Annotated in this window: 22 protein-coding genes; 12 read left to right on the top strand and 10 right to left on the bottom strand. The window is 72.7% G+C overall.

Annotation, left to right across the window (positions count from 1 at the left end; all coding sequences use genetic code 11):
• Positions 1-185 precede the first annotated feature (185 nt).
• The 4 genes from ACLQ27_RS24435 to ACLQ27_RS24420 all read left to right on the top strand — a co-directional run bounded on the left by ACLQ27_RS24435 (position 186) and on the right by ACLQ27_RS24420 (position 3877).
• Entirely contained in the window at positions 186-770 is a 585-nt protein-coding gene (locus tag ACLQ27_RS24435; protein WP_357489836.1) for a hypothetical protein, read from the top strand.
• A gap of 419 nt (positions 771-1189) precedes the next feature.
• Positions 1190-1609: a protein-tyrosine phosphatase family protein gene (locus ACLQ27_RS24430; RefSeq protein ID WP_357489838.1), complete on the top strand. Its 420-nt coding sequence runs from the start codon at positions 1190-1192 to the stop codon at positions 1607-1609.
• Positions 1610-1719: 110 nt separating this feature from the next.
• Positions 1720-3009, top strand: coding sequence for a D-alanyl-D-alanine carboxypeptidase family protein (locus ACLQ27_RS24425; protein WP_425868810.1), 1290 nt, complete (start codon positions 1720-1722; stop codon positions 3007-3009).
• 40 nt (positions 3010-3049) lie between these two features.
• Complete coding sequence (locus tag ACLQ27_RS24420) at positions 3050-3877, top strand: peptidylprolyl isomerase (protein WP_357575241.1); 828 nt, start codon at positions 3050-3052, stop codon at positions 3875-3877.
• 155 nt (positions 3878-4032) lie between these two features.
• Here the strand turns inward: ACLQ27_RS24420 and ACLQ27_RS24415 are convergent, their stop codons facing one another.
• Positions 4033-5055 (bottom strand): LacI family DNA-binding transcriptional regulator, encoded by a 1023-nt coding sequence (locus tag ACLQ27_RS24415; protein WP_357490591.1) that lies wholly within the window; start codon positions 5053-5055, stop codon positions 4033-4035.
• A gap of 177 nt (positions 5056-5232) precedes the next feature.
• Here ACLQ27_RS24415 and ACLQ27_RS24410 point away from each other — a divergent pair, with 177 nt between their 5' ends.
• From ACLQ27_RS24410 to ACLQ27_RS24400, 3 genes are all read left to right on the top strand, one after another.
• The gene (locus tag ACLQ27_RS24410) at positions 5233-6252 is read left to right on the top strand and encodes an acetylxylan esterase (protein WP_425868808.1); all 1020 of its coding nucleotides are present in this window, start codon (positions 5233-5235) and stop codon (positions 6250-6252) included.
• 84 nt (positions 6253-6336) lie between these two features.
• Entirely contained in the window at positions 6337-7200 is an 864-nt protein-coding gene (locus tag ACLQ27_RS24405; RefSeq protein ID WP_425868806.1) for a M15 family metallopeptidase, read from the top strand.
• A 50-nt stretch (positions 7201-7250) separates the two neighbouring features.
• Entirely contained in the window at positions 7251-7757 is a 507-nt protein-coding gene (locus ACLQ27_RS24400; protein WP_425868805.1) for a DinB family protein, read from the top strand.
• A gap of 8 nt (positions 7758-7765) precedes the next feature.
• Here ACLQ27_RS24400 and ACLQ27_RS24395 read toward each other — a convergent pair whose 3' ends face one another.
• Complete coding sequence (locus ACLQ27_RS24395) at positions 7766-8953, bottom strand: spore photoproduct lyase family protein (protein WP_425868803.1); 1188 nt, start codon at positions 8951-8953, stop codon at positions 7766-7768.
• 160 nt (positions 8954-9113) lie between these two features.
• Between ACLQ27_RS24395 and ACLQ27_RS24390 the strand changes: the two genes are divergently transcribed.
• The 3 genes from ACLQ27_RS24390 (at position 9114) to ACLQ27_RS24380 (ending at position 12795) form a co-directional block, all read left to right on the top strand.
• Positions 9114-10430, top strand: a complete 1317-nt coding sequence (locus tag ACLQ27_RS24390) for an RICIN domain-containing protein (RefSeq protein WP_425868801.1) — start codon at positions 9114-9116, stop codon at positions 10428-10430.
• A gap of 21 nt (positions 10431-10451) precedes the next feature.
• Entirely contained in the window at positions 10452-10913 is a 462-nt protein-coding gene (locus tag ACLQ27_RS24385) for a hypothetical protein (RefSeq protein WP_357489854.1), read from the top strand.
• A gap of 682 nt (positions 10914-11595) precedes the next feature.
• Entirely contained in the window at positions 11596-12795 is a 1200-nt protein-coding gene (locus ACLQ27_RS24380) for an RtcB family protein (protein ID WP_357575245.1), read from the top strand.
• 46 nt (positions 12796-12841) lie between these two features.
• Here the strand turns inward: ACLQ27_RS24380 and ACLQ27_RS24375 are convergent, their stop codons facing one another.
• From ACLQ27_RS24375 to ACLQ27_RS24350, 6 genes are all read right to left on the bottom strand, one after another.
• Positions 12842-13636 (bottom strand): maleylpyruvate isomerase family mycothiol-dependent enzyme, encoded by a 795-nt coding sequence (locus ACLQ27_RS24375; RefSeq protein ID WP_357489856.1) that lies wholly within the window; start codon positions 13634-13636, stop codon positions 12842-12844.
• 106 nt (positions 13637-13742) lie between these two features.
• Complete coding sequence (locus tag ACLQ27_RS24370; protein WP_425868799.1) at positions 13743-15236, bottom strand: MFS transporter; 1494 nt, start codon at positions 15234-15236, stop codon at positions 13743-13745.
• Positions 15237-15269: 33 nt separating this feature from the next.
• Positions 15270-15881: a TetR/AcrR family transcriptional regulator gene (locus ACLQ27_RS24365; RefSeq protein ID WP_425868798.1), complete on the bottom strand. Its 612-nt coding sequence runs from the start codon at positions 15879-15881 to the stop codon at positions 15270-15272.
• 157 nt (positions 15882-16038) lie between these two features.
• A complete protein-coding gene (locus ACLQ27_RS24360; RefSeq protein ID WP_425868796.1) occupies positions 16039-16992 on the bottom strand; it encodes a Gmad2 immunoglobulin-like domain-containing protein in 954 nt (317 codons plus the stop codon).
• Complete coding sequence (locus ACLQ27_RS24355; protein ID WP_425868794.1) at positions 16989-18458, bottom strand: ATP-binding protein; 1470 nt, start codon at positions 18456-18458, stop codon at positions 16989-16991. The genes ACLQ27_RS24360 and ACLQ27_RS24355 overlap by 4 nt, the downstream gene beginning before the upstream one ends.
• Positions 18459-18471: 13 nt before the next feature.
• The gene (locus ACLQ27_RS24350) at positions 18472-19152 is read right to left on the bottom strand and encodes a response regulator transcription factor (RefSeq protein WP_357489864.1); all 681 of its coding nucleotides are present in this window, start codon (positions 19150-19152) and stop codon (positions 18472-18474) included.
• A 249-nt stretch (positions 19153-19401) separates the two neighbouring features.
• On the opposite strand from ACLQ27_RS24350, the gene ACLQ27_RS24345 reads away from it, so the two are divergent.
• On the top strand, positions 19402-19749 hold the full coding sequence (locus ACLQ27_RS24345; RefSeq protein ID WP_425868792.1) for an L-rhamnose mutarotase: 348 nt from the start codon (positions 19402-19404) through the stop codon (positions 19747-19749).
• On the opposite strand, the gene ACLQ27_RS24340 is transcribed toward ACLQ27_RS24345, so the two are convergent.
• Both ACLQ27_RS24340 and ACLQ27_RS24335 read right to left on the bottom strand, forming a co-directional pair.
• Complete coding sequence (locus tag ACLQ27_RS24340) at positions 19746-20696, bottom strand: NADP-dependent oxidoreductase (protein ID WP_425868790.1); 951 nt, start codon at positions 20694-20696, stop codon at positions 19746-19748. The two genes, ACLQ27_RS24345 and ACLQ27_RS24340, sit on opposite strands and share 4 nt — an antisense overlap.
• 99 nt (positions 20697-20795) lie before the next feature.
• Positions 20796-21434 carry an HD domain-containing protein gene (locus ACLQ27_RS24335; protein WP_357489870.1) on the bottom strand — a complete coding sequence of 213 codons (639 nt, stop codon included), beginning with the start codon at positions 21432-21434 and terminating at the stop codon, positions 20796-20798.
• 272 nt (positions 21435-21706) lie between these two features.
• Between ACLQ27_RS24335 and ACLQ27_RS24330 the strand changes: the two genes are divergently transcribed.
• Complete coding sequence (locus tag ACLQ27_RS24330) at positions 21707-22681, top strand: GlxA family transcriptional regulator (protein WP_234591542.1); 975 nt, start codon at positions 21707-21709, stop codon at positions 22679-22681.
• Positions 22682-22770 lie beyond the last annotated feature (89 nt).

Genomic DNA, 22770 nt, shown 5'->3' with positions numbered 1-22770 from the left:
GGCCGGGAATGACCCCGGACCGGTGGTCGTTACACACGGTCCCGGCGCCGCGAGCCTCCCCGGTTCGCGGGCCGCCCCCCAGACTTTTCGCCTTGTTTTGTGCAGCGCCGGACGAGGTGCTCACATCCGCGTCGCCGCTCCCCGGCGGTGAGGCGGGTGTTCCTACCCCCGAAGGAGCTACCCCCATGAACACGATCTTCCGTAAGAGCATGCTGTCTGTTGCCGGTCTCGCGTTCGCCGGTGGTGTCTTCGCCGGCCCGATCGCCCATGTCGCCACCCCGGGCACGGACGCCCGCCCGGTGGCCGTGGTGCAGGCCGACAAGCCCGACACGAGCAAGCTGATCCCGCACGGCACCCAGGGTGCCCAGTCGCACATCGACCTGAACGACGAGCAGACCGCCAACGTCAAGGCGATCATCGCCGCCACGAAGAAGGCCGGCCTGCCCGAGCGCGCCGCGGTCATCTCGATCGCGACGAGCCTGCAGGAGTCGAAGCTGGAGAACCTGGGCCACCTCGGCGACATGAACGACCACGACTCGCTGGGTCTGTTCCAGCAGCGGCCGTCCAGCGGTTGGGGCACGCCCGAGCAGATCACCGACCCGGAGTACTCGACGACCGCGTTCCTCAAGGGCCTGCGTCAGGTTGACGGCTGGCAGGACATGCCGCTGACCGAGGCCGCCCAGACCGTGCAGGTCTCGGCGTACCCCGACGCGTACGCCCAGTGGGAGCAGCAGGCGGCCGACCTGGTTGGCCAGTACTGGAACAGCTGACCCACAGCCCAACCCGACCGACTGGCCGGCACCCCGCGGGGTGCCGGCCATCGGCATGCCCACCCGCCGGGTCGCCCGGACGGCCCGCTCGGCCCGGCCCGTACAGCGCGGCGCGGCGCGGCGCAGATCTTGGACAGTTACCGTTCCGAGCGGACGGTAACTGTCCAAGATCTGCGCTGGGGCGGGAACACCGGCGGGCGTCCGCTGGTTGTGCACAGTGTCGGTGTGACTCAGTGTCCCCGGGCCTCACCTACATAGCCCTCGCGGAATACCGTCCGGCTGGAGCCGCGTCGCGCCACTCGCCGAGAGGCGACCTGCACACCGACACCGGCGCCGCCCTCGACCACCCGGTCGGGGGCGGCGCTTTTCCGTGCCCGCCGTGCACCATGAGCCGCCCTCGTGCGCGGCACAATGTCCCGGTGACTGCCGCGCAGATCTGGTCGGAGCAGACGGGGTTGCTCGTACTGCCGAGCGGGGCCGCGGTGCGCGGCCGCCGCGTCGCCGCGACCGCCTCGCCTGCGGACTTCGCCCTGCTGTTGGCACCCGGCCCGGAGCCGACCTGGCCATACCGCCGGATCAGGTGGCCCGACTTCTGGGTGCCGCTCGATCGGGCGGACGCACTCGACGCGTTGCGCGCGGCTCTGCGTCGGGCACACGACGGTGAACGCGTCGAGGTGGCCTGCCGCGGCGGGATCGGCCGGACCGGAACGGCGTTGGCCGCTCTGGCGATCCTCGACGGCCTGCCTGCCGAGCAGGCGGTGCCCTGGGTCCGGGCGGGCTACCACCGGAAGGCTGTCGAGACACCCTGGCAGCGACGCTGGCTGCGCCACGTCGCCTGACCACCGGCGTCGCCGGCGACGCGACACGCTCCTGCTGGAGTGGGCCGCCGCCGGATGGTCGAGCGGCCAACCGCTCCCGCCGGGCGATCTTGTTGACTAGGGTCGGGCACATGAGAGCTGCGCTGCTGGCGGTCACGGCGTCCGCCGTCCTGCTCGCTCCCGGGCCGGTCCCGGCCGCCGCGGCGGCCCCCACGCCCGTCGCCCCGACGGAAGCCGCCGCCACGGGTGCCGCCGCCACCGTGCCGACCGTGCGGTGTCCACGGGTGCCGGCGCCGGCGATGTCCCGCCCGCCACGGCCCTCGCCCCCGCCCGCCGTGCCCGAAGCGCGGGTGGTCGGCGGCGCTGGACTCGCCACCAGCGGCCTCGTCGTGCCGCCCGGCGCGGGCACGCCACCGGCGATCACCGCCACCTCGTGGCTGGTCGCGGACCTGGATTCCGGCCAGGTGCTCGGGGGCTGCGGCCCGCACGAGTACGGCACCCCGGCCAGCGTCCAGAAGCTGCTGCTGGCGGCCACGATGATGCCCCGGCTCGACCCCGCGCAGACGGTGACCGTCACCGCGGCGGACATGAACATCGAGCCCGGCTCCTCCGCCGTCGGCCTGGTCGAGGGCGGCCGCTACACGATCGAGACGATCTGGCTGGGGCTGCTGCTCAACTCCGGCAACGAGGCGGCGAACGCGCTGGCCCGGCTGGGCGGCGGGTCCGACGGCGCGGCCGGGGGAGTGCGCGCCATGAACGAGCAGGCACACCACCTGGGCGCGCTCCAGACGCACGCGGTCACCCCGTCCGGTCTGGACGGCAAGGGCCAGTTCACCAGCGCGTACGACCTGGCGCTGATCGCCCGGGCCTGCTTCGCCCAGCCGACCTTCCGGCGGTACGCGCTCACCCGGCTGGCGACGATTCCGGCCCAGCCGGCGCAGCGGACCAAGGGCTTCCAGATCCAGAACGAGAACCAGCTCATCTACCGCTACCCGGGTGCGTTGGGCGGCAAGACGGGCTTCACCGACCTGGCGCGGCACACCTACGTCGGCGCGGCGGAGCGGGACGGGCGTCGGCTGGTGGTGACGCTGCTCGGTGCCGAGCCGGCGCCGATGCGCGGCTGGGAGCAGGGGGCGGCCCTGCTGGACTGGGGTTTCTCGCTGCCCCGCGACGCAGACGTCGGCCGCCTGGTCGAGCCGGGTGAGCTGACCGCCACGCCGTCGGCCGCGCCGTCCGCGCTGGCCGCGCCCGGTCCGCCCCGCCCCGCGGCGGCCAGCGGCCCGGCGGGCACCGCCTCGGGATGGCTGTGGTCGGTGGTCGCGCTCAGCGGCGCGGGAGTGCTGGTGCTGCTGGGCGGGTTGCTGTGGCACCGCCGCCGCCGGTTGCCCGGTCAGATCGACAACGGGCCCCGGCATCCATAGACTCCGGTCTTTCTGGCAGTACGAGCCCAGGAGGATCCCTGTGTCGAGTGAACTCGAAACGCCGTCCGGCGCGGCGGCACCCCGCCGGTCGGTGCGCGCGCTGACCCGCCTCGCGGGTGTCACGGCGTTCGCCGCAACGCTGATCGTCGGCGCGTCGGCTGCCGCGGTGGCCGCGCCGGGCGCGGCCGACGACGCGGTGAGCGCGTCCGCCGCCGATGCCCGCCCGCCGCGCACCACGCACGGCCCGTGCGCCTACACCGAGACGCCCGACGAGCCGGCCGCCCGGCCGGTGCCGCTGCCGCCCGACCCGCGCCGCACCCCGGACCGGGGCAGCGTCCGGGTGACCCTCTCCACCAACCAGGGGCCGATCGGGTTGACACTGGACCGGGCCGCCGCCCCGTGCACGGTGCAGAGCTTCCTGCACCTGGTCGGCAAGCGCTTCTACGACCGCACCCCGTGCCACCGGCTCACCGCGTACCCGACGCTCAGCGTCCTGCAGTGCGGCGACCCGTCCGGCACCGGTGAGGGTGGCCCCGGCTACCGCTACCGCGACGAACTGCCGACCGACCTGCCGCCGGCCCCCACCGACCCGACCGGCGTCCGCCGGGTCTACGCCCGGGGTGTGCTCGCGATGGCCAACGCCGGGCCGGACACCAACGGCAGCCAGTTCTTCCTGGTGTACGCCGACTCGGCGCTCCGCCCCAACTACACGATCTTCGGCACTGTCGACGCCGCCGGGCTCGCCACCCTGGACCGGATCGCCGCCCAGGGAATCGCGCCGACGGCCGAGGACCCGGCGCCGGTCGACGGCGCTCCCGCGCTGCCGGTGACCATCCGGCGTGCCGTCCGGGCACACCACCACCACTGATCCCGCTCGGCGCGGTGGGCGGCCCCACGTCGCCCACCGCGCCGCGAGGCGTGCAGGTCCGTTGTCGTCGCTGCGGCGGGCCGGAATTTTCGCGGCTGGACCGGAACAGGTGGAACCGGAATCCGCCCCGGTTCGAGCCGTCGGAACCGAAGGGGTCAGCCGGTCGGCGGGACGGCGGTGCTGTCCCGGACGACCAGCTCGGTGGCCAGCTCCACCCGGGGCGAGTCGATGCCCTCGCCCTGGGCCAGCCGCAATACCGTCCGCACCGCCAGCCGGCCCATCTCGACAAGCGGCTGCCGGACGGTGGTCAGCGGCGGTGACGCCCAACGGGCTTCCGGCAGATCGTCGAACCCGACCACGCTGACGTCGTCGGGAACCCGCAGCCCACGGCGACGGATGGCCTCGTAGACGCCGAACGCCATCTGGTCGCTGGCCGCGAAGATGCCGGTGGGCGGGTCGGCCAGGTCGAGCAGCGCCGTGCCGCCGGCGAAGCCGGAGGCGTGGTAGAAGTCGCCCGGGTAGATCAGCGCGTCGTCCACCGGCACGCCGGCGGCCTCCAGTCCCGCGCGGTAGCCGTCGAGGCGGGCCCGGCTGCACAGCAGGTGCGTCGGCCCGGCCACGAATCCGATCCGCCGGTGGCCGACCGCCAGCAGGTGTTCGGTCGCGGCGAGCCCGCCGGCCCAGTTGGTGGCGCCGATCGTCGGGACGTCCATCGCCGGCACGCCGGCCGGGTCGACGACCACCACCGGCACGTTGAGGCGGCGCAGTTGCGCGTGCAGGGGCGGGCTCAGGTGTGACGTCACGAAGATGACGCCGTCGGTGGCGCGGGTGCGCAGGTTCTGCAACCACTGCCGGGCCGCCGTTGGCTGCCGGTGGATCGCGGAGACCACGGTGCCCACCCCGGCGCCGTGCCCGACGTCCTCCACGCCCCGGATGATCTCCACCGCCCAGGGGCTGTCCAGGTCGTTGAAGACCAGGTCGACGAGGCCGGCGCGGCGGACGCTGCGGCTGCTGCGGCGCCGGTAGCCGTGGTGGCGCAGCAGCTCCTCGACGCGTTCGCGGGTGTCGGGGGCCACATCGGACCGACCGTTGAGCACCCGTGACACGGTCGGCACCGAGACCCCGGCCTCCCGTGCGATCGCGGTGATGGTCACCCTGCGTCCGTCGTCCGCGTCCACCCGCGTCTCCTTCACCGCTCCGGAGAGACGACCACGAGCGTCGTCCATCCAGTGTCCCGGAACGGCACGCCCGCCCCTCGCGCCATCTTGCCTCACGGACGGGGGTTGACGACACGCCAGGTCGGTTCTAGCGTTCGGCTGAGTTGCGGAAATGTTCCGGAAATTGCGGGGGGCGCCATGCACACGGACCTGCCCGAGGCGCAGCTACGCGAGTACCGCGGCGTGGTGCGGGACCCGGCCGACTTCGACGAGTTCTGGGCCGACACCCTGGCGCAGGCCCGCGACGCCACCTGGCCGGTCCGGCTCGAACCCGTGGTGACCGGCCTGAAAGCCATCGACGTGTACGACGTGACGTTTCCCGGGTTCGCCGGTCAGCCCGTCCGGGCCTGGCTGCGGGTGCCGCACGGCGCCGGCACGGCGCTGCCGACCGTCGTGCAGTACGTGGGCTACGGCGGCGGGCGCGGGCACGCGCTGGAGAACCTGCTCTGGGCGTCGGCCGGGTTCGCCCATCTGCAGATGGACACCCGGGGGCAGGGCTCGGGCTGGAGCCGGGGCGTCACGGCGGACCCGGGCGCCGCCGGCCCGGAGGCGCCCGGCGTGGCGACGCGGGGCATCGCCGATCCCCGCACCTACTACTACCGGCGGTTGATCGCCGACGCGGTCCGGGCGGTGGACGCGGCCCGGACCCTGCCGATGGTCGACCCGACCCGGGTGGCGGTGCTCGGGCACAGCCAGGGTGGCGCGCTGGCGCTCGCGGCCGGCGCGTTGGCGCGCGGTGTGCGGGCCGTGGTCGCCCTCGTGCCGTTCCTCTGCGACATTCCGCGTGCCGTGGTGGTCACCGACGCCCACCCCTACCGGGAGATCCGCGACTACCTGGCGATCCACCGGGACGCCGAGGAGCGCGTGTTGTCCACCCTGTCGTACGTCGACGGCGTCAACTTCGCCCGACGCTGCCGCCGGCCGGCCCGCTACTCGGTGGCGTTGATGGACGACATCGTGCCGCCGTCGGGGGTCTACGCCGCCCACAACGCCCACGCCGGGGCGACGGAGCTGTCGGTGTGGCGGTACAACGGCCACGAGGCCGGCGGGATCGACGACGACGAGGCGGCCCTGCGCTTCCTCGGCGCGCACCTGGTCGAAAGCCCCGACCCGGCGCCGGCCATTGCCGATCCGGCTCCGGTCCCGGCCGGCGGTTGAACGGGCTCGCCGCGGCCGGCTGTTGATCCGGCGCGCGGCACCTGCCGCTGCTGATAGACAGGACGGGTGCGCAGGTCAGGGTGGGTGAGCGGCGGCGTCGTGCTGGCGCTCGTCGCGGTGCTCGGCGGCTGCTCGCATCCGCAGCCGCGTCCGGGCCCGGCGGCCCCGCTCCCGCCGACGGCGAGCCCCGTACCGTCGTCGGTGACCCCGACCCCGACCCCGACCCCGACCCCGACCCCGACGGCGACCGGCGGGTTGCCGGGCTTCGTGGTGCTGACCGACGTCGACCCGCGCATCCACGCCGACATCCGCTACGCCACGGCGCACAACTTCGTGGGCCGGCCGATCGCCGGTTACCCCGAGCCGCTGTGCCTGCTCACCCGCCAGGCGGCCGAGGCGCTGCGCCGGGTCCAGGACGCCGCGCTGGCCGGCGGCCACAGCCTCAAGGTGTACGACTGCTACCGCCCGCAACCGGCGGTCGACGACTTCGTCGCCTGGTCGAAGCGCCCCGGCGAGCAGCAAACCAAGGCCGAGTTCTATCCGGACCTGGCCAAGGACCGGCTCTTCGCCGACGGTTACATCGGAGCGCCGACCGCCCACAGCCGGGGCAGCACGCTGGACCTCACGCTCGTCGACGAGCCACCCGCCGACCAGCCCGCGTACGTCCCGGGGCAGCGGTTGGTCCCGTGCACCGCGCCGGCGGGACGGCGCTTCGCCGACAACAGCATCGACATGGGCACCGGGTTCGACTGTTTCGACGTCCGGGCGCACACCGACGATGCGCACGTCACCGGCACGGCACGGGACAACCGGCAGTTGCTGCGACGGTTGATGACCGCCGCCGGGTTCGTCAACTACGACCGCGAGTGGTGGCACTACAGCCTCCGCGACGATCCGCACCCGCGCACGTACTTCGCCGCGCCGGTGGCCCGCTCCTCGGTCGGCTGACGCGTGGCCCGACACCACCGCCGGCGGCACCGTCCGGCATGATCACGTCAATGACCACCGAACGGATCGGCCCCCCGCTCACCGGCGACGAGCGCGAGACGCTGCGCGCCTTCCTCGACTTCCACCGGGCGACGCTGGCCCTCAAGTGCGCCGGCCTCACCGACGAGGAGCTGCGCCGGCGGTCCATGCCGCCGTCCACGCTGTCCCTGCTGGGCCTGGTCCGGCACATGGCGGAGGTGGAACGTGCGTGGTTCCGGCGGGTCATCGACGGCGAGGACGTCCCCCTGGTCTGGTCGGAGACCGGCGACTTCCAGCAGGCGTACGACGCCAGCGCTTCCACCCGGGCCGAAGCGTTCGACGCCTGGGAGCGCGAGGTCGAGCACTCCCGCCGGATCGAGCGGGCAGCCGCGTCGCTCGACGTGACCGGCCACCACGCCCGCTCCGGCGACACCGTGTCGCTGCGGCTGGTGATGCTGCACCTGATCCACGAGTACGCCCGGCACAACGGGCACGCCGACCTCCTGCGGGAGGGCGTCGACGGCACCGTCGGCGTCTGAGGGGCGCGTCAGGTCCAGTAGAGGATCCGGCAGGCCGGGACCCGGGCGGCCAGCTCGTCGGTGAACCAGCTCCGCAGCTCGGCCATCGTGTCGCGGGGGTAGACGTACTTCACCGCGCCGAACCTGCCGTGTTTGCGGCTGCGGGCCTCCTCGTCCATCTCCAGGCGGGTGCGCGGGTACCAGCCGAGCAGCACCTCCTTGCTGCCCGGTGTGAACCGGTGGGTGATCAGCTCGGCGGTCAGGTCCAGCTCCGGGACCCCGTCGACCGCCGCGCGGACCTGGTCCAGCAGGTCGCCGTAGCGTTCCCGCCAGTCGGGCAGCGCGATGATCGGCGCGATGGTCAGCCCGACGGGGTAGCCGTCGAGCGCGAGCCGGCGCAGCGCGGCGAGCCGGTCCGGCACCCGCGCCGTGCCGCCCTCGAACCGTTCGCTGACCGGGGCGCAGTTGACGCTGAACCGGACCCGGGTGCGGCCGTGGTGGGGCAGCCCGACGAAGGTGTCCACGTCGGCGTACTTGGTGGTCCAGCGCAACTGCACGGGCGCGTCCCACTCGGCGAAGTGCTGCACCGCCCGCCGCCAGCTGCCGGTCAGGTGTTCCAGCGCGAGGGGGTCGGTGTAGCAGGACGCCTCGAAGGTGGTGCCCTCGTCGGCGCGGCGCGCGTTGCGGCTGGTCACGGTGCCGCGCCCGGCGTACGGGGCCAACCCGGCCAGGATGTCGTCGAGGTCCGCGTACACCCGGGTCACCGGCGGGCCGGAGAGCGAACCGGCGAGGTAGCAGTACTGACAGTGCGCCGGGCAGCCCTCGGCGAGATCGACGCGCCAGTCGGCTCTGGGGGCGATGGGTTGCAGGACGCGCCGCGACGGCGGGCTCACGACGATCGCCATGGTCGCCTTGGCGCGGGCGTACGTCTCGGAGTCGGTCTGCCCCCGTACGCCGGTGAGCCGGTTCGACCGCAGCCGTTCCACCTCGATGCCCAGCGCCCGCACCCGGTCGACGATCCGCTGCCCGTGCGGGTGTTCCAGGGCGGCCGGGGTGGCCACCACCCGGCCCGGGGTCCAGCGGCGTGCCGGTTTCGCAGGCGGGGCGAGCCCGGTCAGGTCCCGGGTCGGCACCCGCTCGCCGCTGGCGTCGTGCGGCGCGGCGGGCAGGTCCACGGCGAGCGGCCGGTCGACGTCGACGGCGTCCGGGCTGGTCATCCGGCCGGGGTACCCGCTGCCGCAGGAATCCCACCCGATCGGGCCGGCGGCGATTGACGCACTGGGCGGCACGGCATAACCTTTCGTCTATCTGTAAACCTTGTGAACAGATAGTTCACGTCGACGCGGCGGCGCGCGTCCCGACCGAAGGGACGATCAGGTGATCGCAGAACTTCCCTCCCGTACCAGAAGGATCCTGTCGGTTTTCGTCGCCCTCGTCGTCGCCGTGACCGCCGGCCTCGGCCTCGGCGTCGCGCGCAGCGCGCAGGCCGCGCCGACGTTCAAGGTTCTGGCCTTCTACAACGGCACCTGGGACGCCGCGCACATCGACTTCGACCGGGACGCGCGCGCCTGGTTCCCGCAGGCCGCCGCCCAGTACGGCTTCTCCTGGGAGGCCACCACCAACTGGGGCCTCTTGAACACCGCGAACCTGGCCCAGTACAAGGTCATCATGTTCCTCGACGACGCGCCGCCCGCCGCGCAGCGGCCTGCCTTCCAGCAGTACATGCAGAACGGTGGGGCGTGGATGGGCTTCCACGTCAGCGCGTTCACCACCGACCCGTCGAGCTGGAGCTGGTACTACAACACCTTCCTCGGTTCGGGCTCGTTCCAGACCAACACCTGGGGACCGACCCGCGTCACGATGCGCGCCGACAACCGCACCCACCCGGCCACCCAGGGGCTCCCGGCGACCTTCGCGTCGTCGATCAGCGAGTGGTACTCCTGGAGCAACGACCTGCGCCAGAACCCGGACATCGACATCCTGGCCTCCGTCGACCCGTCCAGCTTCCCGGTCGGCACGGACCCCAACCAGTCCTGGTACGGCGGCTACTACCCGCTCGTGTGGAGCAACAAGCGCTACAAGATGCTGTACGCCAACTTCGGGCACAACGCGATGAACTACAGCACCAACACCGGGCTGTCCTCCACCTTCGACAGCCCGCAGCAGAACAAGCTGCTGATCGACGGTCTGCACTGGCTCGCCGGCACCGGCACGGCGCCCACCCCGACGCCCACTCCGACGGGCACCGCCGGCCCGATCTCGCCGACCGCCTGGCACACGGTCGTCAACCGGGGCAGCGGCAAGTGCGTGGACGCGCGGGCCGCCGGCACCGCCAACGGCACGGCCATCCAGCAGTACGCCTGCAACAGCAGCGCCGCCCAGCAGTACCAGTTCGCCCCGACCAGCGGCGGCTACCTGCGCGTCAACAACCGCGGCAACAGCGCCCAGGTGCTCGACGTGACCGACCGGTCGACCGCCGACTCGGCGCCCATCCAGCTCTGGTCCTACAGCGGCGGCAACAACCAGCAGTGGCGGGCCGAGTCCGAGGGCGGCGGCTACTACCGGCTGGTCAACCGCAACAGCGGCAAGTGCCTGGACGTGCCGGGAGCCTCCACCGCGGACAGCGTCCAGCTCATCCAGTACACCTGCAACGGCACCGCGGCGCAGTCCTTCCGGCTGGTGCCTGTGTCATAGCGTCGCCGTACCCTCTGCGCCATGGCGATTCCCGACCTGGTGCCGATCGCGCACGAGCCCGACTACCGCACCAGCACCATCGGTCGGTACGACAAGGGTCAGTTCTTCGGCTCCGTCACCGCCACCCTCAGCGACGGTGGCGGAGCCGACGACGACTGGTACCGCCACAAGCGGTGGTACGCGGTGCTGCACCGGTTCGACGCCGACGGCGTGCACACCGACTCCGACATCTGGTTCGCCGGCACCAGCGAGACCGAGGACGCCTCCATCGACCGGGCCAGGGCTCGCCTCGCCGAGTGGCTGGACGCGCTGCCCGGCCGCGTCTTCGCAGACATCGCCATCGGGCCGTTCCAGATCGAGGTCGACGGGCACACCTTCGGGCTGGTCGACTGGTCCGAGGAGTACGACGGCGACGACCACGCTGAGTTCCTCCCCGACGACCTCGGGTTCGATCCGCCCTGGGACGGCTGCTACGACACCTGAGCCCCGCTCGGCGGCCCGCCCCCACGCCCCCTGGTGCGTGCCCTGTCGAGCTGCCCCACGAACGGGGCAGGCAAGCGAGCGCACGTGTCGGTGTCGTGACCGCCGTCGACCGTGGGCGTGACCGCCGTCGGTCGTTTGCGGTGTCGCGACCGCCGCGGGCGGTGCTTCCTCCGGCTGGCCTCGGTGGAAGCACTGCCCCATCTACCTCCGCCTGGCCTCGGTGGGAAGCACCGCCCCATTTACGGGGCAGCTCGACAGGTCGCGAGAGTGACCCCCGGGGCCAGACCACGGCCAGTCGCGCGGGCGCAATATCCTTTGCGGACAGCTCCTGCCCCGCCTACCGTCATGCGCAGTACGGCCGAGCACACCCCCGGGGAGCACGCCATGTCGCAACGCACAGCCACCGACGCCACCTGGCGCAGGCCAGGTAGCGGCGCCGGTGCCGCGTTGCGGTCCGCCGCGTCGTACGACTGTCTCGGCCGGCCCGCGCAGGGGCGGCCCCAGGATCGGTGCCAGGGGCGGCGACTTCGCTGACGCCACACGCGTCAGGCGTGGCCGCCCACCCCCTGCGGGTTGGCGGCCCTTTTCCTATCCGACGAACTTTCGCGCCTGTTCATGGTGGCGCACGATCATTTCCGGTCATCATCAACGATTGGTGCCGGTCTGAAACAAGGAGACCACGATGGGATTCACCCCCCTCGCCGGCACTCGGGCGCCCGTCCGGGTCTGGACCGACCCGTACGCCATCGAACCGCAGGCCGCGAAGCAGCTGCGCAACATCGGCGCGCTGCCCTGGGTGCAGGGCGTCGCCGTCATGCCCGACGTGCACTTCGGCAAGGGCGCCACGGTCGGCTCGGTGATCGCCATGCGACAGGCCGTCTCGCCGGCCGCGGTCGGCGTCGACATCGGCTGCGGCATGTCGGCGGTGCGTACCTCGCTGACCGCCGCCGATCTGCCGGACGACCTGGCCAGGCTGCGCTCCGCGATCGAGGCCACCATCCCGGTGGGTTTCGCCCAGCGGCAGGAGGCGGTCAACCCGCGCCGGGTCCGTGGCCTGGAGCAGGCTGGTTGGGACGACTTCTGGAGTCGGTTCGCCAGCCTGGACCGGCGGGTGGCGCAGCTGGAGACCCGGGCCCAGCGGCAGCTCGGGACGCTCGGCGGCGGCAACCACTTCATCGAGGTCTGCCTGGAGCAGGGCGGCGCCGACGAGGGCCGGGTCTGGCTGATGCTGCACTCCGGGTCGCGCAACATCGGCAAGGAGCTGGCCGAACGGCACATCGGAGTGGCCCGCAAGCTGCCGCACAACGTCGACCTGCCCGACCGGGACCTGGCGGTGTTCCTCGCCGGAACGCCCGAGATGGACGCGTACCGGCGGGACCTGTGGTGGGCGCAGGAGTACGCGCGGCGCAACCGGGCCGTCATGCTGGCCCTGCTCTGCATTGTGGTGCGCGAGCACTTCCCGCAGGTCGGCTACGACGAGCCCATCAGCTGCCACCACAACTACGTGTCCGAGGAGAGCTACGACGGGGTGGAGGTGCTGGTCACCCGCAAGGGCGCGATCCGGGCCGGCCGAGGCGACCTGGGCATCATCCCCGGGTCGATGGGCACCGGGTCGTACATCGTGCGGGGCCGGGGCAACCCGGACGCGTACTGCTCGGCGTCGCACGGCGCCGGCCGTCGGATGTCGCGGGCGCAGGCCAAGCGGACGTTCAGCACCGACGACCTGGCGGCGCAGACCGCCGGCGTCGAGTGCCGCAAGGACGCCGGGGTGGTCGACGAGATCCCCGGCGCGTACAAGGACATCACCGAGGTGATGGCCCAGCAGGAGGACCTGGTCGAGGTGGTCGCGCACCTCAAGCAGGTCGTCTGCGTCAAGGGCTGACGGGGTACGCGCGGGCCGGGAGCACCGGCCCGCGCGGCGTCCCGTTCTAGAAGCCGACGAAGACCCGGCGCAGGTCTTCCAGGGTCAGCAGCGAACCTGTCACCTGCACCCCGTCCGGCGTGTAGCGCGGCCCGAGCCGGCCGGTCACCAGCCGCAGCCACGCCTCGGCCGGCAGGGACAGCTCGCCGTCGGACTGCTCCGGCGCGTCGGTGAGCGTGATCTGCTCACCCAGTCGCAGCCCGAACGTGCGCTCCGGGTCCCGCAGCCGAACCAGCAGGGTGGCCTCCCGGCCGGCCAGCTCCTGCGGCCGGCTCGTCCAGCCCAGCATGCCGCCGATCTGCTCGATCAGCAGCGGCACCGCCTCCGGCGTCACCGCCGCGTACTGGTTGAACGCCACCTCGGTGTCCCACTGGTGCAGAGCGAACTCGCTGAGCCGGAACCGGGCGGCGGTGGCCACGTCCACCGGCTCCGGCAGGAAACCGAGGTTGATCCGCAACGTCGAGCGGGTGTCGGCGTCCAGCGCCTCGTACGCCTCGACCAGCCGCTGGTTGGACTCCAGGAAGCCGGCCGCGTGCTCCTCGGGGGACATGGCGTCCCAGCGCTGCCAGACGGTGCGGTTGAAGTCGCCGTCCGGGGTGGGCTTGCCCTCGATGGCGGCGGTCAGACCGGCGAGGCCGATCTCCGCGCCGCTGCCGAGGTGACTCAGCACCTGGGAGACCTGCCACTCGCTGGCACCCGAGGGGCGGCGCAGGTCGTCTTCCTTGAGGTCGCGCACGAGCGCGGCAAGCTCCTCGTGGCCCGCCCGTAGCGCGTTGATGATCTGGTCGGCAGCCGTGGACATGTGTCTCCTCAACGGATCTTCGACGATGGTCGGGACGCTACCGGACGAGTGTGCCGGCCGGGCCGCTCCCCGGTCAGGAGCGGCCCGGCCGGCCGTGTCGTCCGGCTCAGCCCATGTGCACTGTGTTGCCGGTGGGGATGTCCTCCTTGCGCACCTTCACCAGGACCAGGGTGACCAGCCCGGCGAGCACGATCAGCGCCGCACCCCAGGCGAACGCCACGCGGTAGCCGTGCACGAGCGCCTCGACCTGGGTGATCGGGTTCGGTGCCCGGCCGACCAGGTACGCGGCCACCGCGCTGGTGTAGAAGGTGTTCAGCAGGGCGGTGCCCAACGAGCCACCGATCTGCTGCGTCGCGTTCAGCGTCGCGCTGGCCGCTCCGGCGTCGTGCTCCGGCACCCCGACCAGCGCGAGGCTGGACAGCGGCACGAAGGTGAAGCCGAGGCCCATGCCGAGGATGACCTGGGCGGGCAGCAGGAGGGTGAGGAACGAGGTGTCCACGTCGATCTGGGTGAGCGTCAGCATCGCCACGGCGGCCAGCACGGCGCCGCCGACCATCAGCGGCTTGGCGCCCACCTTCGGCATGAGCTGGCTGGCGCCACCCGCGGCGATCAGCACGCCCGCCGTGACCGGCAGGGACGCGAGCCCCGCCTCGAGGGGCTTGTACTGCAGGACCACCTGGAAGTAGAAGGTGAGGAAGAGGAACGCCCCGAACAGGCCGGCGCCGATCAGCGTGGAGGCCAGGTACGCCCCACCCCGGTTGCGGTCCAGGATGATCCGCAGCGGCAGCAGCGGGTGGTTGGAGCGCAGCTCGATCATCACGAAGGCGGCCAGCAGCACCACACCGGCGGCGATGAAGCCGAGCGTCGCGGTGGCGTCCCAACCGTCCTCGGCGGCCTTGGTGAAGCCGTACACCAGGGAGACCAGGCCGGCGGTGACGACTACCGCGCCGGGCACGTCGTAGCGGGTGTTGCCGTGCGCCCGGCTCTCGGGCACCAGCGGGAGAGCGAAGGCGATCGCGATGGCGGCGACCGGGATGTTGACAAGCAGGCACCAGCGCCAGTCGGCGTACTCGGTCAGCACGCCGCCGAGCAGCAGCCCGACCGCGGACCCACCGCCGGCGATCGCGCCGTACACGGCGAACGCCTTGGCCCGCTCCGTGGCCTCGGTGAACAGCACCGTGAGCAGCGCCAGCGCGGCCGGGGCGAGCAGCGCGCCGAAGGCGCCCTGCAACGCGCGGGCGGCGAAGAGCATCTCGCCGGTGGTGGCCAGACCGCCCAGCGCGGACGCCAGCGCGAAGCCGACCATGCCGACGATGAACGTGCGCTTGCGACCCCAGTAGTCGGCGATCCGGCCGCCGAGCAGGAGCAGACCACCGAAGGCCAGCGTGTACGCGGTGATCACCCACTGCCGGTTCGCGTCGGTGATCCCCAGGTCCGACTGGGCCTGAGGGAGCGCGATGTTCACGATCGTGGCGTCCAGGACGACCATCAGCTGTGAGACCGCGATGACCGCCAGCGCGATCCAACGCCGCGGGTGCGGCGTGCCTGTCGACGTCCCGGCGCCGGGTGCGCCGGGGGCTGTCGAGGTGGTTCCGGGCATGGTGAAGCCTTCCGTGGTGCGGATGTCGATGGATCAGGCCTGGGACGGGCGGTCGTGCTGGTAGCGGAGCACCGGGATCAGCACCTGGTCGACGACCTGGATGAGGAACGAGTCGTCGGCGGGCAGGCCGTGCGCGACGACGCGGGACATGGTGAGCGCGGGCGCCAGGTCGTGGAACAACTCCCGTTCACCGGCATCCGGGGGGATCTCCCCACGGGCGGCGGCGCGGACGAGAATGGCGGTGCTGGCCACCCGCCCGGCGGGCAGCACCTGGTGGCGTACCAGGCGTTCCAGCTCCGGGCTGGTCCGCATGGCGAACGTCAGCGCCTGCATCAGGTCGCAGTCGGCGACGCAGATGTCGGCGGTGGCACGCAGCAGTTCGATCAGGTCGCCCCGCAGCGAGCCGGTGTCGGGTGGGCTGTGCACGCCGACCTGACGGTCGCGCAGGGCGGCGACCACCAGCTCGGCCTTGCCGTCCCACCGCCGGTAGATGGTGGCCTTGCTCACGTGTGCGCGGGCGGCGACGGCGTCGATGGTCATCCGGTCGTAGCCGACCTCGCGCAGCAGGTCGATCACCACGGCGAACAGGTCGCTGGACGTGCAGCGCGCGGCCCGAGCGGCCGGCACCCCGACGCCCGCGCTCACCTGCCGACCATCCAACACTCGACGACCCCCCGCGAAACGATGTCGTACTGACCCTAGTTCGTTGCTGGCCGTTCCTGCAGGCTTTTATGAGCTGCGTCGCACCCGGTGGACGAAACGATTACGTTTCCGCCGCACTGCGGGCGGATGAACCCCGTGGTCAGCTCCCGCTGGGGGCGAGGATCACCGGCACGGCCACGGTGTTGACCCGGGCGCCGTCGCGCGCGGAGACCTCGTACACCTCGATCGTGCCGTGCTGCTCCCGGGCCGTCCGCCAACCGACCACCAGCCGGTACGCGCCCCGGCAGCCACTGCCGCAGCTGGCGGTGCCGAAGCCGGTGGCCACCTCCCGGCCGGCGGCGTCCAGCACCCGGATGCTCACCGTGGCCTCGAACACGTCGGCAGTGCCGGTGACGGTGAGCGGGGCGCTGACCCGGTCGCCGACGCTCGGGGCGGTGACCACGATCGGCGCGAGCAGGTCCGGATAGTCGGCCCGGCCCAGCGCCGCGCCGCTGCCGAAGCGGACCAACCGGACGGTGGGGAACTGGGTGAGCGTCCACACCACCTGCGCCTCGCGCAGCCGCCGACGCTGCGCCGCGTCGTCGCCGGACGCGACGGGACCGAGCGTCGCCACGCCGTCGGTGATCCGGGTGACCTCGACACCGGCCGGCAGCAGGGTGACCATCCCGGTGGCGGCCTCGGCCGGCGTGGGCCCGGCGGCCAGTTCGGTGAGCGCGAGCCGGGACGTCGTGACGGTGGCCGGCCGGGTGCGCCGGGTGGGGACGAGCAGGCCGTTTCGCACGTACCACAGCTCGATCGTCACCGGGTCCGACCGGCGGGTGGCGGTGGCCGTCGGTGCCGGCGGCCGCGGCGCGGTGCGGGTGGCCGCCGGCGATGACGGTGATCCGGGCGGCGGGGTGGGCGCGGAGGTCGGGCGTCCGGCGGGCGGCGCGCTCGGCGGCGGCGCGGTGGGTGCCGCGCCCAGGACGCCGGAGCGGGGCGTGCCGCACCCGCCGACCAGGAGCACCGCGACCAGCACGGGCACGCCGACCGCGTGCCAGCGCGCTCGGATCGCGCCGTGCCAGCGCGCTCGGACCGCGCCGCGCCGGTTCACCCGGCACCGCCCGTCGGGTCGGCGGTCGCCGCTTCGGCGTCCTCGTCGGGGCTCTTCGCAGGGCGTGGCACGCCGCCGGTCGGCCCGGGCGGGCCGTGCGCGGGCAGCTCCAGACGGAACCGGGCACCTGCGCCCGGCGCGCTGCGGACGCTCAGCACCCCACCGAGCAGGGCGGCGTGTTCCCGGGCGATGGCCAGGCCGAGGCCACTGCCCGGCGCGGAGCGCGAGGCGTCGACCTTGTGGAACCTGTCGAACACGTGCGCCAGGTGCTCGGCGGGGATGCCCGGCCCCTGGTCGGTGACGTCGAAGACGACGAGCGCGCCCGCACCGGTCACGGTCGCCCGGATCTCGCCGCCACCGTGCTCGACCGCGTTGGTGACCAGGTTGGCCAGGACACGCTCCAGGCGACGCGGGTCCGTGCGCAGCGCGACCGGGTCGCCGGTGACCAGCACACGGTCCGACCAGCCGCGCGCCGCGACGATCGTGCGCAACAGCGCCGGCGCGTCCACCGGCTCGACGTTCGGCAGTTCCCGACCGGCGTCCAGCCGCGAGACCTCCATCAGGTCCTCGACCAGGCGGCGCAGCCGGACCACGTCGCCCACCAGCAGCCGCGCGGCCGGCCGGGCGTCGTCGGGCAGCCGGTCCAGCTGCTCGCGCAGCAGCGACGCCGCGGCCACCAGGGCGGTCACCGGGGTACGCAGCTCGTGCGCCACATCGGCGGTGAACCGCCGCTCCCGGGCCTGGGCGGCCGACAGGGCGGCGATCTTCGATTCCAGCGCCTCGGCCATCTCGTTGAACGACGCCGCCCAGACGCTGAACTCGTCGCGCCCGTGGACCGGCAGGCGGGTGGCGAGCAGCCCTTCGGTGAGTGCTCGGGCGGCGCGGCTCGCCCGACCGACCGGCTCCAGGGTGCGGCGGGCCAGGAGATGGCCCACCCCGGCGGCGACCAGCACGACGAGCACCCAGCCGGCCAGCAGCGCGGTGCGTACCTCACCCAGATCGGTGGCGATGTCGTCCTCCACGGTGATCACGTACAGCTCCGCGGTCGAGCCGGGGATGCGTCCGCCGACCACCAGCAGCCGGGGTCGCTGCTCCGGTGCCGAGCGCTGGTAGGCGAGCTGCCCGTCGGCGACCGAGGCCCGCAGCCGCGTGCCCAGGGCGGGGGCGTACGCGGGATGGGAGGCACGGGTCGGGCCGTCGACGAGGACGACGTGCCGCCCGCTGCCCTCGAAGCTGGCGAGCAGTTCGGTGCCGCGTTGCTCGGTCAGGGGCAGGAACTCACCGGCGAGCAGGAGTTGGTAGCGCGCGTCGGCGGCGGCCTGGCGCAGCGAGGCGTCCAGCCAGGACTGCCGCAGCACCACTGCCGCCCCACCGGCGAGCAGGCCGGCGGACACCCCGGCGACCAGCACGAACGCGATCGTCAGCCGGCGCCGCAGGCGGCCCGGCGCCACCGCTCGTCCGGCCATCGCCGACCTCCCGTCAGAGCGTGGACAGCTTGTAGCCGGCGCCGCGTACCGTGCGGATGCGCAGTGGGTGCGCCGGGTCGTCCTCGACCTTGGCGCGCAGGCGCTGCACCGCCACGTCGACGAGCCGCGAGTCGCCCAGGAAACGGTGGTCCCAGACCAGGTCCAGCAGCAGTTCGCGGGTGAAGACCTGGCCGGGCCGTCGGGCCAGCTCCAGCAGCAGACGGAACTCGGTGGCGGTCAGGGTCACCTCCCGTCCACCGCGGCGTACGACGAAGCCGCCCGGATCGATCTCCAGGTCGCCGACGGCGATGGTGGGTGAACCGGCCGGAGCGCTCGCCCGTCGCAGCACCGAGCGGACCCGCGCCACCAGCTCCGGCAGGTCGAAGGGTTTGCGCAAGTAGTCGTCGGCCCCGCATTCGAGGCCGACCACCACGTCGAGCGTGTCGGTGCGGGCGGTCAGCATGAGGATCGGCACCTGGCTCGTTCGCCGGATCTCCCGGCAGACCTCCAGGCCGTCCAGGCCGGGCAGCATGACGTCGAGCACGATCGCGTCGACCGGGTGTGCCCGCCAGGCCATGAGCGCCTGCCGCCCGTCGACGGCGGTGTCGACCCGGAAGCCGGCGCGACGCAGACCGAGGGCGGTGACCTCCCGGATGGAGGCGTCGTCCTCGACCACCAGCACGCGGCCCTCCACCACCTGAGGGTAGACCCGCCGCGACGCTGCGCAGCCCTGGCGAAACGGTCGGTGTCGGCGGCCCGGTCGGTCCCGGTGCGGCATCGGTCGCCCTCGACCTCCGGCGGGTGATCCTCGATCTTGGCTCCGGCTACCATCGGGTCGCCAACCGCACCACCCCGATGGTCGTCGATGGCCGATCCGCACCGGGCCGTCGCCACCGCGTGACCAGTTCACCTGAGAGGACACGACGTGCAACGTCATGGCTGCGTGATCCGGCTCCGTCCGGAGCACCGGGAGACCTACCTGCGCCTACACGCCGAGGTCTGGCCGGGCGTCGAGAAGACGCTGCGCGAGGCGAACTTCCGCAACTACACCATCTTCCTGCACGGCGACCTGCTCTTCGGCTACTACGAGTACGTCGGCGACGACTATGAGGCCGACCTGCGGTACATCGCCGCCGACCCGAAGACGCAGGAGTGGTGGACGTTGACCGACCCGTGCCAGGAATCGCTCGCCGAACCCGGCTCGGGGGACTGGTGGGCCCCGATGCGGGAGGTCTGGCACCTGACCGACGAGGCCGCCGGGGAGGCGCCCGAGCAGACCCCGGCGGACTAGCCCTCCGTGGTCGGGTGCGGCATCCCCTGCTCCTGCGTGACCTGGATGATCGTCTTGCCGGGGGTGCGGCGCTGACGGACGAACGCCGAAGCCGCCTCGGAGAGCGGCCGTACGGCGCTGACGATGGGCTTGAGCCGCCCGGCCCGGACGCGGTCGGCGAGGTCGGCCAGCCGGACGCGATCGGGTTCGACGACGAAGAAGATGGCACGCCCGTCCTTCGGCTGGACGGTGGGCGGCGTGGCGATGGTGACGAGGGTGCCGCCGGGGCGTACCAGTTCGGTCGACCGCCGGAGGATCTCGCCGCCGATGACGTCGAGCACCACGTCCACCTCGCCGACGTCCCGCAGGTCGTCGGCGTCCAGGTCGACGAAGGCCCGCGCGCCGAGGCTGAGGGCCAGATCGCGGTCGACGGCCCGGCCGGTGCCGATCACGTGCGCGCCCACCTCCCGCGCGAGTTGGATGGCGATCGTGCCGACGCCGCCAGCCGCGCCGTGGATGAGGACGGTCTGGCCGGTCGTGAGGTGGGCGTGGTCGAACAGCGCCTGCCATGCCGTCAGGCCGGAGATGGGCAGCGCCGCGGCCACGGTGTGGTCGATGTCGGCCGCGAGCGGAGCGAGGTTGCGAGCCTCCACCGCGGTGTATTCGGCAAGCGATCCGTCGCGCGCCCAGTCGGTCAGTCCGAACACCCGCTGGCCCACGGTGAGGCCGGTGGTTCCGTAGCCGAGCCCGACCACGACCCCGGACACCTCGTGCCCGGGGACGCTGGGCGTCCGGTCGCGGCCGGCGCGATCGGTCCACGTCGCCGGCCAGTCGAGCTCTCCGGGTGTGAAACCCGCGGCGTGCACACGCACGATGACGTCGTTCTCCGCGGCGTGGGGGTAGGGCAGGTCGGTGAGGGTGAGCCCGCTGACGCCCGCGTCACGGTCGCGCACGGTGATCGCTTGCATGGTCCATACCTTTCAAGAGAATGTCGTCGCTGTTGCCCGGCGGTGTGGGCTCAGCGCCGGGGCTGACAAGTGACGCCGACCGCGTGAGCCCGCGTCCGGTCAGCTCGGCCAGGGTGAGCCGGTGATGCGCTCGACAGTCGTCACGCGCTCAAGGCCGGGGATGAAGTGTTCGAGGATGTCGGAGTTCACGGTGCCGTTCGTGGTGTCGGGGCGGTTCTTCAGCCCGTCGAACTGCGCTTGGAGGAACTCGTTCTTGAAGTCCCCACGGGGATGAACGGCGAGGATCTCGTCCAACTGGTCGCGGTCCAGCCCGTCCAGGCCGAGGCCGAGCACGTCGGTCAGGACACCGAGGTAGGTGGTGGCGATCTCCGGGCCCATCCGGTCGGGGATGCCAGGTGTGGTGTGCAGCGCGATCGCGGTCCAGACGGTCTCGGCGGCGGCCGTGGAGAACCCCCGCTCCAGGAGGAATGCGCGCGCGTGGTCGGCGCCGTCGACCTCGAAGCGCTGTTCGACGTCGGAGAACGGTGTCAGCAGACCGCTGTCGTGGAACATGGACGCCACATAGAGCAGCTCCGGATCCGGTTGCACGCCAAGCCTGCGCGCGTGCGTCAGGCCGAAGAGAAAGACGCGTCGGGAGTGGTGGTAGATGAGCGGTCCGGTCGTCTCCCGGATGTGCCTGGTCGCTTCGGCGACCGCCGCCGTATCGGGAATCTCCAACCCCGCGATGACCTCTGACATGCCCTCTGACCCTCCCGGCGCTGTCCGCTGACGTCCTTGTGACCACCATGCTGCCCACCGATCGTCGTGCGGTGCCGCCCTCATCCGGCCAGGAACCACTCACATTCGGACCGGGGCGTCGCGGGGGGTCGACCAGAGCGCCGGTCGCCGTTCGATACGTCGCAGATCAGCAGATCACGCCACGGGCGTCCGCACCCGGCGATATCGCAAGGTGAGCGACGCCTCCAGGAGGATCGCCGTCATCTCCGGTCATGGCGTGCTACCAATACCCGGTGTCCCTGCCGCCCCACCGCGTCGCGATCTTCGTCTACGACGGAGTGACGCTGCTGGATGTCGCGGGTCCGGCGGAGGTGTTCAAGGAGGCGAACCGCTTCGGCGCCGACTACCGGATCGTGCTGCTGTCGCCGACCGGCGCGGACGTCACGACGAGTCTCGGGGTGCGGATCGCCGTCGACGGGGCCGTCTCCTCGGAGCCGGCCTTCGACACGCTACTGGTGGCCGGGTCCGACCACTATCCGCGCGCCCATGTTCCCGCCGACCTCGCGGAGGCCGCACGCCGGCCGGCGGCGGTGGCCGGACGGGTCGCATCCATCTGCACCGGGGCGTTCGTCCTGGCCGCTGCCGGCCTCCTGGACGGCAAGCGCGCCACCACGCACTGGAAGGTCGCGCACGAGCTCGCCGCCCGGCATCCGACCAGCCGTGTCGAGCCCGACGCGATCTACGTGCGCGACGGCACCACGTACACCTCGGCGGGGGTGACGGCCGGCATCGACCTGGCGCTCGCTCTCGTCGAGGAGGACCACGGGCCCGACTTGGCGCGCGACGTCGCACGCGCCCTGGTGGTGTACATGCAGCGCGCGGGCGGCCAGTCCCAGTTCTCCGCGCCGCTGCAGGGGCCGCCGCCCCGCTCGCCGGCACTGCGGCGAATCGCCGACCTGGTGACGGCGAACCCCCGCGGGCGCCACACGCTCGGCGAACTTGCCAAACACCTCAACGTCAGCACCCGGCACCTCACCCGGCTCTTTCACGACGAGCTGTCCACGACCCCGGCCCGCTACGTGGAGAACATCCGATTCGACCTGGCCCGGGCGCTCCTCGACCAGGGCCACACCGCGACACAGGCCGCGACCCTCGCCGGGTTCCCCAGTTACGAGAGCATGCGTCGGGTCTTCGCCAGGAAGCTGTCGATCAGCCCCGCCGCCTACCAAAGACAGTTCAGCACGGCTCGCCGCCCCCACGCGGGTTAGTGCCCGGCACCGACGGGGCTGCGGACGATCCCGCCTGGCCGCCCGCCTCGGACGGGCGGACGGCCAGGCGAACCACCCCACCGGCTCCG

This window comes from Micromonospora sp. DT63 (assembly GCF_049841615.1).
GTDB lineage: Bacteria > Actinomycetota > Actinomycetes > Mycobacteriales > Micromonosporaceae > Micromonospora.
The sequence above is the reverse complement of the archived record's forward strand: the minus strand, read 5'-3'. Positions and strand labels throughout refer to the sequence as shown.

Excerpts from the sequence above, each read along its gene's own strand:
- ACLQ27_RS24380 (WP_357575245.1), top strand. The coding sequence starts at position 11,596 with ATGGGATTCACCCCCCTCGCCGGCACTCGGGCGCCCGTCCGGGTCTGG.
- ACLQ27_RS24435 (WP_357489836.1), top strand. The coding sequence starts at position 186 with ATGAACACGATCTTCCGTAAGAGCATGCTGTCTGTTGCCGGTCTCGCG.
- ACLQ27_RS24425 (WP_425868810.1), top strand. The coding sequence starts at position 1,720 with ATGAGAGCTGCGCTGCTGGCGGTCACGGCGTCCGCCGTCCTGCTCGCT.
- ACLQ27_RS24385 (WP_357489854.1), top strand. The coding sequence starts at position 10,452 with ATGGCGATTCCCGACCTGGTGCCGATCGCGCACGAGCCCGACTACCGC.
- ACLQ27_RS24355 (WP_425868794.1), bottom strand. The coding sequence starts at position 18,458 with ATGGCCGGACGAGCGGTGGCGCCGGGCCGCCTGCGGCGCCGGCTGACG.
- ACLQ27_RS24340 (WP_425868790.1), bottom strand. The coding sequence starts at position 20,696 with ATGCAAGCGATCACCGTGCGCGACCGTGACGCGGGCGTCAGCGGGCTC.
- ACLQ27_RS24400 (WP_425868805.1), top strand. The coding sequence starts at position 7,251 with ATGACCACCGAACGGATCGGCCCCCCGCTCACCGGCGACGAGCGCGAG.
- ACLQ27_RS24335 (WP_357489870.1), bottom strand. The coding sequence starts at position 21,434 with ATGTCAGAGGTCATCGCGGGGTTGGAGATTCCCGATACGGCGGCGGTC.
- ACLQ27_RS24375 (WP_357489856.1), bottom strand. The coding sequence starts at position 13,636 with ATGTCCACGGCTGCCGACCAGATCATCAACGCGCTACGGGCGGGCCAC.
- ACLQ27_RS24370 (WP_425868799.1), bottom strand. The coding sequence starts at position 15,236 with ATGCCCGGAACCACCTCGACAGCCCCCGGCGCACCCGGCGCCGGGACG.
- ACLQ27_RS24395 (WP_425868803.1), bottom strand. The coding sequence starts at position 8,953 with ATGACCAGCCCGGACGCCGTCGACGTCGACCGGCCGCTCGCCGTGGAC.
- ACLQ27_RS24410 (WP_425868808.1), top strand. The coding sequence starts at position 5,233 with ATGCACACGGACCTGCCCGAGGCGCAGCTACGCGAGTACCGCGGCGTG.